Below are 16,312 nucleotides of genomic sequence, written 5' to 3'. Positions count from 1 at the left end.
TTTTTAAAAATGAAAATCAATCAACTAAAGTACCTGATACACAAAAAAAATAGCGGTAATTAGGATTGCCCTAAAACCGCTATTATTTAGAATGAATTTATAAACTCTATTCAACAATCACCTGATGCCCTTCTATTTGCCCATCGATATTTATATTCAGGACGTAAATCCCTTTTGGTAATCCGGCAACATTTATTGTTGCAATATTATTGACAATTTCGACCTTTGCTTTTTTGTGTCCCATCAAATCATACAGTTCGGCAATGATTTTTGAGTTTGTAACAGGCTTCATACTTTGATCTCTTAACTCAATATTTACAAAATCACTTGATGGGTTAGGATATATAGTATACCATGAAGATCCTTCTGGATTAGCCATTCGTGGTATTTGACCTCCACCACCTGAGCCATGACTTACCTGTATTGTTTTTGCCCCACCACAACCACAGGCATTTTTACCCATAAATTGTACTAAACCCGCATTCTGGGTGTAACCTGTAAAAACCTGAATTGAATTTGAATCACTATAATTCGTCAATTTTTGCCAGTTCTGACCAAAATAATCAAACGTATTTACAGTATCATACGGATAAGGTAGCCACCATTCATAAGAAGTCGCCCCTTGAGAAGTACCGCCACTATAATTTACCAATGCTCCAGTAGTGACTGTGGTTGGTCCTTTTAAAAATGTTGGAAGACTAGGTTTACCCACCCAAATAGTTTTGGTTACCGTCAAACCATTTTGAAAAGTTGCTGTAACAGTGCCTTCGCTATTGAAAGATGAATTAGCAATAACACTTACTGAGTTGTTTGTTTGATTTGTGAGTGTTAAATTTGATGTAGAAGTCCAAATTGTGTTAAATCCATTTATGTAGTTTTGTATAGTGTAAGTATTGCTAGTTGACGCACATATATTTGAATTACCTACTATACTGAAATTTATAGTATTCGACACTGCCTTTAAAGCATTAATTCTACCATAACCAACTTCATTGTTCCAAGTTCCATTTGGTTGACCTGATATACTTGAAGAATAAGAATATCCATTTATTTTATCTGTTGAACTCTCTAAAATCTGACGTGCTTCAATACCTGTTAAACTTGGTTTAACAGAAAGAATTAAAGCGACAACACCGGCTACGTTTGGACATGCTGAAGAAGTGCCGTTAAAATCCGAGATATAGTCGGCCGTACCGTATCCCGAGAGACCTGATATATCGGTAGTAAAAATTTGCACTCCAGGAGCAATAACATCAATTCCAGTACCGTAATTACTACCCCACCTAGTCTCTCCGTCGCAAGATGTTGGTGTTTTTCTTTGATCACACATAGAACTAGCACCAACTGCAATAACATTAGGCAATGTTGCAGGATAACTAACAGCAGTATTCTCATTTCCTGAAGAGAACAAGACGATACAACCTTTACCATTTCTACCATTTGTAACCGCATTATTAATTGCGTTTGTAATAGTAGTCGAAGGACTACCACCACCCCAAGAATTACTTAACACATCCGCACCGTTTTGAACCGCCCAACTAATACCATTAGCAATCCAAGTGTCACTTGAAATCCATTTTCTTCTCTGATCACCGAGAGGATAACCATTTGTATATGCAATTCTCACAGGTAGAATTTTTGAATTATAAGCAATTCCTGCAACGCCAAGATTGTTGTTTCCTACAGCTGCTACAATACCTGCGCAAGCAGTTCCATGTGAATCATCAGTTGTTATATTTGGCCCACCATTGGAATTTCCACCTGTAGCATCGTATCCAAGTAATAGATTAGCCATTAAATCAGGATGATTCAAATCAACACCTTCGTCAATAATGGCAACTTTTATATCGTTGCCAGTAGTATAGCTCCATGCCTCTTCTACATCCATATCTGCGTCAATAACACCTCCATAGTAACCTTGATTATTCACTGACCATTGTGATGAGTATAATGGGTCATTAGTGTGAGGGGCAAGCAATCTGATAAAATTCGGTTCTATGTATTCAATTCTATTATCTGCTTGAAGTTTATCAATAGTTTTGAATAAGTCGTAAGTGCTTAAAGATTTTGAGGAAATTAAATAGAGATTTTCTATTAAAGAATTGGGTTCAAAACCAAAATCTAAATCCTTTATAACATCCTGAATGTTTACGTTGGGTTTTAGTTTGATGTTTGCTTCGCCTTTTGCAATTTGCTTAGTTCCATCTCTCTAAATTAAAACGGGTTCAATTCTCTCAAATTGGATTGAAATCTGAGTTTTCATTTGATTTTTTCTTGAAGTAAAATCACCCGTTAAATTTTTGAATTTCACAATTGCAGAGTTGTTGTTCAATTTTTGAAAATCGTTTTCAGATTTATTTTCAAGTAACTGTGTGTCGTTAGGTGAAAATTCCGTATAAAATTCATCTTTAGAGATTTCGAATTCTATTTTCTTACTTTTATCAGTATAGTTTATTTTTTCTTGAACTTTTATAGAAAAATTAAAGGAAAGAAAGGTTAGTATAAGTATTAGTTTTTTCATTGTACTTCAATTTTTGTTAAAACAATATTTTCATAAGTTACATCAGCAACATCAAACGTTTTTTCGCAAATTTCTTTCAGGTGTCCTGAAAATTTTATATTCAAGGTTTGACCATTGCTTTTAAGATTTAGTATTTGTTGGTTTAGAATCTCTTCGTTACAAACAATCATTTTGTGTACACAGTTAACGCAATTTTGTTCTGTATAACCTATCCAAAATTTATCGTTATAATAATTGTCGTTTTGGTCAAGTTGTTTTTTATATGATATTTTACCAATCAAGTTCGCTGATTCAGGAATTGTTGTTCTAATTTCCGAATCACACCCACAATCAGGAGTTTTATCGTCTTTACTGCAACTACTTATTGTGAATAACGTTGCAAATAGGAATAGTAGATTTTTCATGGTTTAAGCTTTTTTGTAAAGGTGGAACAACAATGTAAACGTAAGATAAAATTTACATTAAATTACCATAAAAACTAATTGATTTTACAAAAAAAAGAATGCTGCATTAATAATCAGGTTATTAATATAGCATTCCCTTGAGAGTATTCCCAATTAACACTAGACATAAAAGAAATAGTGAGTTACATTCATCAACCCGGCAACAACTCCACCTCAGCATTTGGGTTGAATAAATAGGTTCTTCCAGAACTCATTTCTAAACATTCGAAACGCTTGGTTCTGATCGCAATTTTCTTGAAAATCTTTCCGTTTTGGATTCTAAAAACACTACCGTACGGAATTTCAAACACATAATTTTTGTCATTTTGCTGGTCAAATTGTTTCAAGGCTAATGCCAAAGCAGCATCAGTATCGCTGCTGGCTGTAGGATTTTTGAAATGTCTAGCTAACAAAGGCAACAATTGATTTGGGAAAATTTCTGGTCGAATATAAGGAATCATCAGCCTTTGAAAAGAATATTTCCACTCGTTTCCATGCGGTTTAATATTTCTACCGAATTTTTCAAACGCAACCAAATGTGAAATTTCATGAATCAAGGTAATCAAAAACTTGTATTTATTGAGATTTGAATTTACCGTGATTTCATGCTTTCCGTTTAAGCCTTTTCGATAATCACCATGACGTGTCTGACGCTCGTTGACAATCTTAAGATGCACTTGATTAGCAACAATAAGTTCAAAAACGGGTTTTACCGCATGCTCTGGAATAAATCTGGCTAAGGTTTCGCTCAAAATAGACGTGAATTATAAATTAAGGATTCGTAGAAGAAACTTGCAACACTTTACCATTGAAATATTTATTTCCAGTCAAAGTAAAATCATAAATATAATTCGCCATTTCGCCCGCTGATATTGGCGCTTGATATCCCGGAAAAGCTTCTGCCAACATTTCTGTTTGCACGGAACCCAAAGCCAAAACATTGAAAGAAACCCCGCGGTCTTTATATTCTTCGGCTAATAACTCTGATAACGTAATCACGGCTCCTTTACTTGAACTATACGCCGCTAATCCGGCAAACTTTAAACTTCCCTGAATCCCACCCATAGAACTTATGGTTACTACATGGCTTCCTTTTTGCAGATAAGGCAGGCAAATTCGAGTCAAATTAGCCACTCCAAAAACATTGACCTTATAGATGTTTTCGAAATCTTCCTGAGTCGTTTCTGAGAAAGGTTTCAACAATAAACTTCCGGCGTTATGAATGACTGCATCTATTTGTTTCCAAGACTTAGAAAGGAAATCACTTACTTTCACTAATTCAGATTCATTGGACAAATCAACTGAAAGACAGATAATATTCTCGTTGCCCAATAAAGCTTGAGGAATCTTTCTGGATATGGCTAGTACTTGGTGTCCCGCATTGGCAAATTGCAATGCCAATTCAAATCCTATTCCTCTACTCGTTCCTGTGATGATAATATTTTTCATGTAGCAAAAATAAACAAAAACGACAAAAAAGTAAGGCTTTAGGCAAAGGATTGTTGTTACAATAAAAATTAAAAATTTCAGGAATTTTACTTATTTTTGACAAACCAAATTAACATCAGATTTCAAGAAAAATGACCGAAAGCATACAATTCGAAACTGCAAAAATGAGTGACATTGATGATGTATTGGTATTACAAGAATTGTATCTTGTAGTAAATTTATCCGAAGAAGAAAAAACTTCTGGATTTGTTACTACGCCATTTTCAATACTACAACTAACCGAAGTTATTCAAAAATCAGAATTATTTATTGCCAAGAAAAACAACAAAATCATTGCTTACATTTTTGCAGGAAGTTGGGAGTTTTTCCAACAATGGCCCATTTTCAATTACATGAGCTCCTTGTTTCCTGAATTACACTTTTTAGATTTTAAAATCACCACAACAAATAGTTTTCAATACGGACCCATTTGCATTCACAAGGAATACCGTGGCAGGGGATTGATCAAACCATTGTTTGAATTCATGAGAACACACATGGCACAAAAATATGCGTTGGGTTTGACATTTATCAATAAAATAAATATCCCGTCTATGAAAGCGCATACCGAAAAACTGAAATGGACCATTATTGGGGATTTTCAGTTCAATAATAATGACTATTCTATATTAGCGTATAATATGAATCAGCCGGTTTCTAAAACTATTTAAGCAATACGATTTCTTGTGTTGGCGTATTTGCCATTTGCGTTACAGCGGGTAATAATTCTTGAATAAAAGAAGTCATGTGAGGAATATCCATCGCTTTGAAATCATCCGAAACATGATGATAAAAGTCAAAATTTTCAAAATCGAATGTACTCACTGATTGGCAAGGCACATTAAAAACATCATAAAAAGAGAAGTTATCGGATCTGTAAAATAATTTATATTCGGCTTCTTTTGGAAGAAAACCTATCGTATTTTTTCCAGTATATTCATTGATTTTTCCTGCCATATTGGATTTATCAAAACCAGTAATATAAGCTAGATACGCTCTTTTCATTGGCACACCAATCATTTCAATATTGAATTGAGAATACAATTTAAAATCTTGCGCTTTCAGTTTTTTGGCTAAATGCTTAGAACCTAATAACCCTTTTTCTTCTCCTGCAAAAAATACAAAAAGAATACTTCGCTTATTGTTTTTGGTTATGCTAAAATATTTTGCCATTTCAGCAACTGCAGTTGTTCCTGAAGCGTCATCATTGGCACCATTGTTTATAAAATCTCCCTTCACTCCTTTTTTATCCAAGCCAATATGATCGTAATGTGCGCTTAGCATTATAAATTCATTTTTAAGAACCGGATCGTTCCCTTCAACAAAACCGACGATATTAAAAGCGGTTCCCTTAAAAGTGGATAATGTATCGCGATACGATTTGAAATAAGGTTTTACATTGTTGTCTTTAAAAAACTGCTCTAAATAATCCGCCGCTTTTACCATTCCTTCTTTTCCGGTTTCCCTTCCTTCCAGTTCATCCGAAGCTAAATATTTTAATGTTTTAGCAACGTCATTTTCTGATACTTTATAGTCAATATCAACTGGGTTTTTTTGCGTCTTACTAGCTGTTTGGGCAATAATAACTTGAGTTGACAGACAGCCTAAGAAAATTAAAAAAAGAGATAGGAATGCTTTTTTCATGATATTGAGATTTCTATTTTATAAAAGGGTTTTATTTCGATAATATTTCTTGTAGACTTTACCCATTTGAACAAGAGCCAAAACCACAAAAAATGACGGAATTACTACTGGCATTACATATTGATAAAAACTGGTTGTGTTTTTAGATAAGGTATTTAATATCAAAACTAAACTTAACATCCCAAAAAATGTGCCTACCAAAGTTCCTGCAATATAATACAGTTTGAGCTTATTTACAATGGAAATATAATCCCCATTTATCAAATAGAGATTCCAGCCGGTCCAAAACGGCACTTGAAGAAAATTGATACAATTCAACAATACACCAATAAGGAAAGGAGAACACATAGCATAACTCTCTAAAATCCCTTGTTCTTCCATTATTTGACTGGAATTAGCATAAAAAGAATACCCTAAAATCAACAGAAAGAGAACGGCAAAAAAATCAATAATTTTCATTAATTTTTTATTGTTTACTAATTGCTTTGCGAAAATTAAAGTGAGATAAATTACAACCATCTCTACGAAAATCACTCCTAATAAAAAGAAAACCAAGCTATTCATTCCTAGCTTTGAATAGATTTCAAAACCAATAACATTCAAATAACCCAAGGGTATCGAGCCGATAAAACTCACTAAAAAACCAACAAAAATGTTCTTTAATGCCTTCATTATTTTAGAAATTTACAATTTTATAGCTTTGTTTCAGATGCATTCTGTATTCTTTCATCCCCTCTTTATGCCCTAAATATGGAGTGCCATTTTTATGGTTTGCCACACTTATTTCGTACATGTAGGTAATGTGACGCGCAAGTTCTTTCCAGGCAAAAAACAAAGAATTTTTTGGATCATAAATGTGGGTGGGCTCACTTGCAGCTCCATTCAGCTCCACAACTGAAAAATTCAATCCTTGTTCTAATTCTTCAATAGTATTGTACATCACATCCATTCTCCCAAAGTAGAAACCAGGAATTTGCAAACACATTTCGTTAATAGTCTGTGTCAATTTTGGTGTGACCCAATGGCTTCCATCAATGAATTTTGCGCCTCGTGCATGATTCCCATACGGCACCAGATTCAATTTTTCTCCTTTTGGAAGAATCTCGAGTAGTTTTTTTCCGTATTCTTGTTTCAAAACCTTTAATTGCAGTTCGTATCGCGGATTTTCTTTGATTAATTCTTCTACGGTAGAGAATCCGGTTCCGGTAATAATCAGAAATTCTTTAGAAACAATTCCAGTAATTCTACCGGTTTTTTCATGAGGATAACGCACATAAAAAATCCCGACTTCATTGTCAAACGGAATTAAATCCTGCACTACATAATCAAAATTTGCTTTTTCAGCATATTCTTTTAAATCTTGAACATTGTTAATTTTTTTGACTCCGGAGCCTCGCAGTCCAATATCTGGTTTTGCAATCAAAGGATATTTTATTTTTGATACTTGAATCGTCTTTAAAATTTCTTCAAGAGTAGTTCCTTCTTTTATTAATTCCGTTTTTGGGTAATAGTGTTGTGGAATCAAATTGTAGATTTGTTTTTTGGACTCCATCATAAAACCGCCATTTTTTATGGTTGGATTAGACGCATTAAAGAAAAAAATAGATTTTGCCTTGATGGAATAATAGGACCAAAGAAAATAAATTGGAATATACACAATCTGGAAAGGCCAGTATTCCCAATGCGTAACTTTATAAAAAAATAGTTTGATTCGCCTGTTCGTCATAACTCGGGTCAATGTGTACGTATTAAACGGTGATAAATGAGGTCGAAAAATCCTGTTGCGCAATCAAATCGTAATGCAATATAGCAACTTTATTTTTTTCAATAACTGCTTGTGTAATGCTCAACGTTTTCATTTCGTCATTTCTATTGATAACCAAACCATTTTCATCATTTCCTTCTTCGGTGTAGCGATGAAAATCGTGCATTTTTGATTCGGAAATTTCAGGATTCTCCTTCATAAAAGTGTGAAACCACTGCAAACGTTGTTCACGCATGGCTAATGGATATAACGTTGATGAAGACCAAATATGGTTTTTACGTATGTCTAAAGATATTGTTTCTTTCTTTTTTCCGTTCCAGCGCAATTGAAAAAGAGCGTTGTTTTGAAATAAAACTAATGTAAAAGGTTCAATGTTTTCCAAATCAATTTCGCTCCAGAAATCCTTTGGAGATAAGCTACTGATCATCTCTAAAACAATCAAGCCACGGCTTTTTCGATATGGGAGCTGTACTTCATGCTTTTCATCCGCACCGTTTAAAAGCACCAAAATTACTCCGTCAGCATTAGCCACAAACCACGTTCCTCCTGCTTTTGGATCCTTTGGGAAAATAATATTTTTCCCGTTTACGGTATAACTTTTTGGAGGTATTGCACTGGGTCTTACTGTTTTTTCATCCCGATTGGAGGTAATGATAATTGTATCATTCGTTGCTACAAAACTTACTGTGCACATTGATTTCTGTATTCGATGGTAGATCGGGCAACTCCAAAATTAGGGTCAATAATTACTGTTTCACATTGTAAAATAGCTACTTTTATAAGTGCTTGATGGTGAATGCAATGTTCTAGATTATACAGTAATTCTCTGAAATAATTACTCTCAATTCGGATTTCCTCTCCATCAATAACTTGCAACAACTCGATATTTTTGTTTTTCTTGTTTAAATTTTGTTGAATCAAGACGATGTTTTCAATAGCAAAAGTCGTATCCGTTTGAATACGGGAATTTCGTTCTCTTTTGTCATAATTCACAATGCCTGAATCATATTGATTTTCTAAGCACTGAAACATTTCAAGAATATGTCTGGTATGCTCCCCAATAGTTGCATTACTTAATTCCGCACAAGAATTTGAATATTCTTTTTGCGACAATTGATTCAGCAAATCAATCAGTTCGTTTAAACTATTATTAATAGAAGGTAGTAGCATATTTACGTTTTAATTCAACAAATTCATCACTTTAGTTCTGTCATTAATAATTAAAGTAGCGCAACAAAGAAAGGCAATTAGAGCCAAAATAAAAAGTGTCCCACCATCATTTTTAACTTCAAGCCTAAGCACAAACAGATGGGCAAAAACCGCACCAACCATAATTCCGCAACCCAATACAGCGTCAAACAAGAAAGTTCTTGGTATTAAGATCAAAATTACCACAATCAACTCGGCAATTCCAGTGCCAATTCGTCCATAAGGTTCTACCCCATAGTAGAAAAAACAGAAACCGATTCTTCACTCCCCGTAAATTTGAAGTTCAGCGTTTGGACTAAAATTACTGCTGTCGTAAATCTCAGCAATCAGAAAAACAGAGATAGTTTCATGATTTCTATTTTTTTAATTCACTATTTTATTCCAATTTACATCGGCCTTCATCATCAATCCAGATTCATTCTGGTTCCAGCTTTTCAATGTATTATTAAAAAAAGCATTGTAAAACAAATACAACTTCCCATTCTTTATTTTGAAAGTCTCCGGATTTATAGACACTTTTTCATTAGAATCTCCCATCGCAAAAGCACACCAACCTCCGTACTGCGGTTCAAATTTTGAAGGATTCTTTAAGAAATAGTCTTTATTTACTGGCATCGAAAAATAATAAACCACGCCTTCATGCAATGCTGTTATTTCTTTTTTGCCTTTCACTGCTTTTCCTTGTTTGAAATAAGCCACAGGATCATATCCTTGAATAGCCACATTTTTTTCAAGATTAAAATGATCCATTCGTTTGCTGTCGTTTTGTGCAAAGCCAGAAAAAGCAAACAAAACGGTTAGAACAAACAGTACCTTTTTCATGATTATTTACTTAACGATTTTGCAACGGCTATCAACAAATCATTTGAAATTCTGTTTTTGAAATTTGGAGTAATGTACTCAAATTCAATTTCCGCATTTACATTTAAAATAAACACCGCCGGAACAGGCAAAAAAGAACTATTTACTCCTTCAGAATCTTTATTGAGAATGGCTTTATAATTTTCTGGTGCTTGAAAAGCAATCCCAACCGCCTTCGACAATTCACCTGCACTGTCTGACAATAACAAATAATTTAACTTTTCTTTATCATCTGTACCTTTCAAGCTTTTTGGAGCATCGGGACTTATTGCGATAATTTGATATCCTAAATCCAACAATTCTTTTTCGGCTTCGGCCAAAGCGGCTAAATGAGCATTACAATACGGGCACCAACCACCACGGTAAAAAACTAAAACCGTTCTTTTCTTACTGATTAATTCCGTTACATTAACATCCTTATTTTCTACAGATTTCAAAGTAAAAGTAGGAATTTTTTCTCCAATAAGCAATGGAGCGATTTCTGTGGCTAATTTTGGTAAATTATTTTGAGCGTAAGCGGATAATCCAATTGTAAATAAGGCCAGACAAATTATTTTTTTCATAGTGTTACATTTTTAAGTTGTAAAACTACTGTACTATTTCGAACTGATTTGTCGGCTATGTTACAGTTCCACTAAATTAATTATAATGCACTGATGTCCGTTATAATAATTTCTCTCCTGCTGTAAACAATAGTACCATTCGTTTCCATTTCATTCAGTAATTGTGTAGTTGTCTGCCTCGAAGTGCATATAATTTGGGCAATATCATTTTGGGTCAGGTAATTTTCAATAACTACTTTATCACCTATTTTTTTTCCTTCTTTCTCAGCCCAATCTTTCAGGAACTGAAACAATCTGGTTCTGGCGTCTTTAGAAATCAAATTAGAATAACTGTTCTTAATGCGTTTCATCTTTAATCCTACAAACTTGGTGTAAGACAACGCCAGACTTGGATTTTGCAATAATAAATTTTCAAAATCCGACATTAGAAAACTACAGATAGCCACATCATCCGAAAGTACTTTTGCATATTCATTAGAGTGGCTGTCGGCTTCCAAAGCCAGTTCCCCAAATAAATCTCCTTTTTGAATAATATCTTTAATTGTTTCATTGCCGTCTTCATCAACTGCCACAATTTTTATATTCCCTTTTTTTAGAAGAAAAATTCTTGGCAAATCCGAAGAAGAAAAATAAATAATTTCGCCTTTCTGTGCTTTTTTAAAACCGGTGATGATACACAATTCCCTGATTTGTCCAAAACTCAACGTCCGGAATAATTTATGATCGCGCAAATACCAATATTTTAAATCTTCGTACATAAAAAAAAATTTTCGTAAATGTATTGAAAAAATGATTTGAAAAATAAAACCCTTTCAAATCATAACTTGAAAGGGTTTGTAAAATAGTATGCAATATAATTATGAAACTAATGTTCTTGAAATTACAATTCGTTGTATTTCAGAAGTTCCTTCGTAAATTTGAGTAATTTTAGCATCCCGCATCATTCGCTCCACATGATATTCAGCTACATATCCATTTCCGCCGTGAATTTGAATAGCTTCAATTGTAGTATCCATTGCCGTTTGAGAAGCAAATAACTTAGCCATAGCACCCGATTGCGTAATATCTTTCCCTTCGTCTTTTTCAGAAGCTGCTTTTAGAACTAGCATTTTTGCCGCCATAATTTGAGTAGCCATATCCGCTAATTTGAAAGCGATCGCTTGATGTTTGAAAATTTCCTTTCCAAAAGATTTTCTCACTTGAGAATATTTCAATGCTAATTCGTACGCTCCGGTTGCAATCCCTAATGCTTGGGAAGCAATCCCTATTCGTCCTCCGTTTAAAACTGCCATAGCAAAATTAAACCCAAAACCATCTTCTCCAATTCGGTTTTCTTTCGGAACTTTCACATCAGAGAACATCAAAGAATGCGTATCTGAACCACGAATTCCCATTTTCTTTTCTTTAGGTCCAATATCAAAACCCGCCCAACCTTTCTCTACGATAAAAGCATTGATTCCTTTATGTCCTTTTTCAATATCTGTTTGAGCAATTACAATATAGGTTGACGCTGAAGAACCATTGGTTATCCAGTTTTTAGTCCCATTCAACAAATAATGATCCCCTTTATCTATTGCCGTTGTTTTTTGAGATGTGGCATCTGAACCCGCTTCTGGTTCTGACAAACAAAATGCTCCAATTACTTCCCCTTTTGCAAGCGGAACCAAATATTTCATTTTTTGTTCTTCATTGCAATATTTTTCAAGGCCAGCACAAACTAATGAATTATTCACCGACATAATTACTGCCGCAGAAGCGTCAACTTTTGAAATTTCGGTCATAGCCAAAACATACGAAATACTATCTAAACCGGATCCACCATATTTAGGATCCACCATCATTCCCATGAAACCCAAATCAGCCATCATTTTCACCTGTTCAGTAGGAAACTTTGAATGTTCGTCTCTTTCTATAACTCCGGCTAACAGTTCTGCATTTGCAAAATCGCGTGCCGCTTGCTGAATCATTAAATGCTCTTCGGTTAGATTAAAATCCATATTTTTATTGTAAATTAAATGTTCTTAAATTTGTCGTCAAAAGTAATTATTAAATATTAGATTTCAAACGATTTCGTAAATTTAGCCAATGTTTAAAGAAAAGTATACAATTATAGGAGTCATGTCCGGAACTTCACTGGACGGCGTAGATTTGGCATATATTGTCTTTACTGTCAAAAACAATGAATGGGACTTTCAAATCCTGGAATCCGAAACAGTTCCGTATAGCATTGATTGGTTAAACAAATTGAAAATAGCTGTCGGTTTTTCTGAAACTGCTCTCGAAAAATTAAACCAAGATTACACGCAACTTCTGGCTGCTATCATTTCTGATTTCATCGAAAAACATGAAATAAAAAATCTCGATGCCGTTTGTTCCCACGGCCATACTATTTTGCACCAACCCCAAAACGGATTCACACTTCAAATTGGAAATTTGCCGGAAATTGCCCCTTTAATTAGCCAAACGGTTGTTTGTGATTTCAGAGTTCAGGATGTGCAATTGGGAGGTCAAGGTGCCCCTTTGGTTCCTATTGGCGACCGCATTTTATTTTCTGAATACGAGTATTGCATGAATTTAGGCGGTTTTTCGAATGTGTCGTTTGAACAAAACAACAAAAGAATTGCCTTTGATATTTCACCGGTAAACACTGTTTTGAATTTTTATGCCAATCAACTGGGATTAGATTATGATGACAAAGGCCGTATTTCGAAAACAGGAATTTGCAACAAAGATTTAGTACAGGAATTAAATGCGTTGGATTTTTACCAAAAGAAACATCCTAAATCGTTGGGTTTTGAATTTGTAAAAGAAACCGTTTTACCTATTATAGAAAGCTATTCCATTCCCATAAAAGACAAATTACACACGTTCACGGAACACGTGGCGCTGCAAATTGCGGTGGCTTTACCCAATAAAAAAGGAAGCCTTTTCATAACTGGCGGTGGCGCTTACAATGATTTTCTGATGGAGCGCATTCAATGTCATTTACCGGAAATGAAAATTATTATTCCATCAACTAAAATTCTGGAATTTAAAGAAGCGTTGATTTTTGCATTACTCGGCGTTTTAAAATTACGAGGCGAAATAAATGTATTGAGCAGCGTTACAGGTGCAAAATCAGATCACAGTTCGGGAATTATTTATTCTCCAAAATAAAACTAAAAATACAGATTTCACATTATTCTATTTTTTATATTTGCCAAAATTAAATATATCGCAACAAATGAAAGATTTATTAAAGAAATTCGAAAATAAAGAACCTGAAATAGTTTTCCATTGGAAAGATGCTGAAACAGAAGCTGAAGGATGGACAGTCATCAATTCGCTACGTGGTGGCGCTGCCGGTGGCGGTACTCGTATGAGAAAAGGGCTGGATATGAATGAAGTGTTGTCTCTGGCAAAAACCATGGAAGTGAAATTTTCGGTTTCCGGGCCAGCTATTGGCGGCGCTAAATCTGGAATTAATTTTGACCCGAATGATCCAAGAAAAAAAGGCGTTTTACAACGCTGGTATAAAGCCGTTTCTCCATTATTGAAAAGCTATTACGGAACCGGTGGCGATTTGAATGTGGATGAAATTCATGAAGTAATTCCCATGACGGAAGAATGTGGCGTTTGGCATCCTCAAGAAGGCGTTTTCAACGGTCACTTCAAACCGACAGAAGCAGATAAAATCAACAGAATTGGACAATTGCGTCAGGGTGTGGTGAAAGTGATTGAAAATCCAAAATTCTCACCAGATGTTTCCAGAAAATATACTATTGCTGATATGATTACAGGTTATGGCGTTGCCGAAGCCGTTCGTAATTATTACACGATTTATGGTGGCGATGTAAAAGGAAAGAAAGCTATCGTACAAGGTTTTGGAAATGTCGGTTCAGCTGCCGCATTTTACTTAGCCGAAATGGGTGCTAAAGTAATTGGTATTATCGACAGAGATGGTGGATTAATAAAGGAAGAAGGATTCACTTTTGAAGAAATTAGAGCTTTATTTTTGGCCAAAGACGGAAACAAACTGGTGGCCGAAAACATGATTCCTTTTGAAGAAATCAATCAAAAAATATGGACAATCGGTGCTGAAATATTCACTCCATGTGCCGCCTCGCGATTAGTCACTCAATCTCAAATTGACAGCTTAATTGCAAATGGGCTTGAAGTAATTTCATGTGGTGCAAATGTTCCCTTTGCTGACACAGCAATATTTTTCGGTCCAATTATGGAAGATGTAGATCATAAAGTGAGTTTGATTCCTGATTTTATTTCTAATTGTGGTATGGCTCGTGTTTTTGCTTATTTCATGGAAAAGAAAGTACAAATGACGGATGAAGCTATTTTTCAAGACACTTCAGAAATTATTAAAAAAGCGATTGAAAAAGCGCATAATTTGAATCCAAGTAGAACAAATATTAGCGCCACTGCTTTTGAAATAGCATTGAAGCAGCTTACTTAAAATACAATCGTATTCTTTAACCCGTTGGGTGTAATTCAATTTGTTTAATTTTTTAACCACATAGAAACATAGATTTTTACTTTATGGAAGGCGTTTCACTTTTTAGTAAAAACCATGGCTAGGTGAACTCAAGAATTGGGCTATATGACTCTTTTTTTCTATGTTTCTATGTGGTTCGATTTTTTTAAAATTAATTTGAATTTTTATTAATATTACCCAACTCATTATTCTTTAATCTCGGAACTGATATTAAGAAGATTTTATAATATATTTAATCCCTTTTCTTATTTTTAGTTTTAAGCGAAAGCGATCTTATTTATATTCCGGCAGTAGCTTTTTACTCTTAACAATTTTTAGTACTTTTCAACGTTTTTTAGTAATACACTTTTTTAAATTTAAAACACAAATGAGTTTCACCATTTTATCAGATCAAAAGAAATCGTTAGCACTATCCATTCTTTTGTATGCGACAATGTTGTTAATTTTATTTTTTATCCGTTTCTGGCCTCCTGCAAACATGGATGAACTTGCTGGTGGCGGTGGTGGCGGTGGCGTTACAGTAAATTTTGGCGACAGCGATTTAGGTTCGGGTGCGAATTATAAAAGCGAAGTTTTGGAGGTAAAAAACCAAACCAGACAAACGCCTGCTAAATCAACTCCAGAGGAAGCTATTTTATCTCAGGAAAACAGCACTGAAGAAAGTGTTGTGATTCCGACAAAAGAAAAAACTAAAAAACCAACAGTAGTTATAAAAGAAGCAGCAAAACCAGTAGTTGTAAAACCTAAAGTTTCTAACAATACCAATAATGCTTTATCCAGTTTCATGAAAGGCTCCAATAAAGGCGGAGATGGCGATGACAAAGTAGCCGGAAACAAAGGAAAAGCAAACGGAAGCCTGAGTTCAAACGGTTATTATGGAACGGGTGGTTCTGGAGGAGGAACAGGCGGCGGAAACGGTACTGGAAGCGGAATAGGAACTGGCAGTGGCTATGGTTCCGGAAGCGGGGGTGGAACCGGAAGTGGCTCTGGCGGCGGAGTGGGATATTCGTTAGGAAACAGAAAAGCTGTTTCTAAACCCGCACCAAAATATACGTGTAATGAACAAGGCAAAGTTGTAGTTGAAGTATCTGTAGACAGATCCGGACGGACAGTAAATGCCGTTGCTGGTGTTAGAGGAACCACGAATACCGCAAAATGTTTATTAGACCAAGCACGAATTGCAGCAATGAGCACGAGATGGGATGCCAGCAGCGATGCCCCGGAAAAACAAGTCGGTAAAATTGTTTACAATTTCAATTTGAATTAGAGCAATTAGGAAGCGTATCTTTTTATCATTGCGAGGAATAAAGTAATGACAACTGCGTAACA

19 protein-coding genes are annotated in these 16,312 nt (G+C 34.9%); 4 read left to right on the top strand and 15 right to left on the bottom strand.

The window, feature by feature from the left end:
- Positions 1 to 106 precede the first annotated feature (106 nt).
- From EKL99_RS06200 to EKL99_RS06180, 5 genes are all read right to left on the bottom strand, one after another.
- Positions 107 to 1,930, bottom strand: coding sequence for a S8 family serine peptidase (locus EKL99_RS06200; RefSeq protein ID WP_126576588.1), 1,824 nt, complete (start codon positions 1,928 to 1,930; stop codon positions 107 to 109).
- Positions 1,931 to 2,209: 279 nt separating this feature from the next.
- On the bottom strand, positions 2,210 to 2,521 hold the full coding sequence (locus EKL99_RS06195) for a hypothetical protein (protein WP_126576587.1): 312 nt from the start codon (positions 2,519 to 2,521) through the stop codon (positions 2,210 to 2,212).
- Positions 2,518 to 2,925, bottom strand: coding sequence for a hypothetical protein (locus tag EKL99_RS06190; protein WP_126576586.1), 408 nt, complete (start codon positions 2,923 to 2,925; stop codon positions 2,518 to 2,520). Before EKL99_RS06190 ends, EKL99_RS06195 begins: the two co-directional genes overlap by 4 nt.
- A 191-nt stretch (positions 2,926 to 3,116) precedes the next feature.
- A complete protein-coding gene (locus EKL99_RS06185; protein WP_126554893.1) occupies positions 3,117 to 3,716 on the bottom strand; it encodes a SprT-like domain-containing protein in 600 nt (199 codons plus the stop codon).
- Between the two features lie 19 nt (positions 3,717 to 3,735).
- Positions 3,736 to 4,413: an SDR family oxidoreductase gene (locus tag EKL99_RS06180; RefSeq protein ID WP_126515898.1), complete on the bottom strand. Its 678-nt coding sequence runs from the start codon at positions 4,411 to 4,413 to the stop codon at positions 3,736 to 3,738.
- 131 nt (positions 4,414 to 4,544) lie between these two features.
- On the opposite strand from EKL99_RS06180, the gene EKL99_RS06175 reads away from it, so the two are divergent.
- Entirely contained in the window at positions 4,545 to 5,123 is a 579-nt protein-coding gene (locus tag EKL99_RS06175) for a GNAT family N-acetyltransferase (RefSeq protein ID WP_126576585.1), read from the top strand.
- Here the strand turns inward: EKL99_RS06175 and EKL99_RS06170 are convergent.
- From EKL99_RS06170 to EKL99_RS06125, 10 genes are all read right to left on the bottom strand, one after another.
- A complete protein-coding gene (locus EKL99_RS06170) occupies positions 5,116 to 6,096 on the bottom strand; it encodes a M28 family peptidase (RefSeq protein ID WP_126576584.1) in 981 nt (326 codons plus the stop codon). The genes EKL99_RS06175 and EKL99_RS06170 overlap by 8 nt on opposite strands.
- Before the next feature lie 18 nt (positions 6,097 to 6,114).
- On the bottom strand, positions 6,115 to 6,768 hold the full coding sequence (locus EKL99_RS06165) for a hypothetical protein (RefSeq protein WP_126576583.1): 654 nt from the start codon (positions 6,766 to 6,768) through the stop codon (positions 6,115 to 6,117).
- A gap of 4 nt (positions 6,769 to 6,772) precedes the next feature.
- Entirely contained in the window at positions 6,773 to 7,822 is a 1,050-nt protein-coding gene (locus tag EKL99_RS06160; protein ID WP_126458720.1) for an ATP-grasp domain-containing protein, read from the bottom strand.
- Positions 7,823 to 7,844: 22 nt separating this feature from the next.
- Complete coding sequence (locus EKL99_RS06155; RefSeq protein ID WP_126576582.1) at positions 7,845 to 8,555, bottom strand: NRDE family protein; 711 nt, start codon at positions 8,553 to 8,555, stop codon at positions 7,845 to 7,847.
- On the bottom strand, positions 8,543 to 9,031 hold the full coding sequence (locus EKL99_RS06150) for a DinB family protein (protein ID WP_126458714.1): 489 nt from the start codon (positions 9,029 to 9,031) through the stop codon (positions 8,543 to 8,545). Before EKL99_RS06150 ends, EKL99_RS06155 begins: the two co-directional genes overlap by 13 nt.
- A 9-nt stretch (positions 9,032 to 9,040) precedes the next feature.
- Positions 9,041 to 9,247 (bottom strand): hypothetical protein, encoded by a 207-nt coding sequence (locus EKL99_RS14650; protein WP_231507385.1) that lies wholly within the window; start codon positions 9,245 to 9,247, stop codon positions 9,041 to 9,043.
- Positions 9,248 to 9,433: 186 nt separating this feature from the next.
- On the bottom strand, positions 9,434 to 9,892 hold the full coding sequence (locus tag EKL99_RS06140) for a YHS domain-containing (seleno)protein (protein ID WP_126576581.1): 459 nt from the start codon (positions 9,890 to 9,892) through the stop codon (positions 9,434 to 9,436).
- A gap of 2 nt (positions 9,893 to 9,894) precedes the next feature.
- Positions 9,895 to 10,494, bottom strand: a complete 600-nt coding sequence (locus tag EKL99_RS06135; RefSeq protein WP_126458708.1) for a peroxiredoxin-like family protein — start codon at positions 10,492 to 10,494, stop codon at positions 9,895 to 9,897.
- Positions 10,495 to 10,574: 80 nt separating this feature from the next.
- Positions 10,575 to 11,252, bottom strand: a complete 678-nt coding sequence (locus EKL99_RS06130; protein WP_126458705.1) for a Crp/Fnr family transcriptional regulator — start codon at positions 11,250 to 11,252, stop codon at positions 10,575 to 10,577.
- A 99-nt stretch (positions 11,253 to 11,351) separates the two neighbouring features.
- The gene (locus tag EKL99_RS06125) at positions 11,352 to 12,491 is read right to left on the bottom strand and encodes an acyl-CoA dehydrogenase family protein (RefSeq protein ID WP_126451761.1); all 1,140 of its coding nucleotides are present in this window, start codon (positions 12,489 to 12,491) and stop codon (positions 11,352 to 11,354) included.
- Between the two features lie 88 nt (positions 12,492 to 12,579).
- Here EKL99_RS06125 and EKL99_RS06120 point away from each other — a divergent pair, with 88 nt between their 5' ends.
- From EKL99_RS06120 to EKL99_RS06110, 3 genes are all read left to right on the top strand, one after another.
- On the top strand, positions 12,580 to 13,650 hold the full coding sequence (locus tag EKL99_RS06120) for an anhydro-N-acetylmuramic acid kinase (protein WP_126576580.1): 1,071 nt from the start codon (positions 12,580 to 12,582) through the stop codon (positions 13,648 to 13,650).
- 67 nt (positions 13,651 to 13,717) lie between these two features.
- The gene (locus EKL99_RS06115; protein WP_126451759.1) at positions 13,718 to 14,944 is read left to right on the top strand and encodes a Glu/Leu/Phe/Val dehydrogenase dimerization domain-containing protein; all 1,227 of its coding nucleotides are present in this window, start codon (positions 13,718 to 13,720) and stop codon (positions 14,942 to 14,944) included.
- Between the two features lie 406 nt (positions 14,945 to 15,350).
- Positions 15,351 to 16,250 carry an energy transducer TonB gene (locus tag EKL99_RS06110; protein WP_126458693.1) on the top strand — a complete coding sequence of 300 codons (900 nt, stop codon included), beginning with the start codon at positions 15,351 to 15,353 and terminating at the stop codon, positions 16,248 to 16,250.
- Positions 16,251 to 16,312 lie beyond the last annotated feature (62 nt).

This window comes from Flavobacterium sp. ZB4P23, assembly GCF_003970375.1.
Classification (GTDB): domain Bacteria; phylum Bacteroidota; class Bacteroidia; order Flavobacteriales; family Flavobacteriaceae; genus Flavobacterium.
The sequence above is the reverse complement of the archived record's forward strand: the minus strand, read 5'-3'. Positions and strand labels throughout refer to the sequence as shown.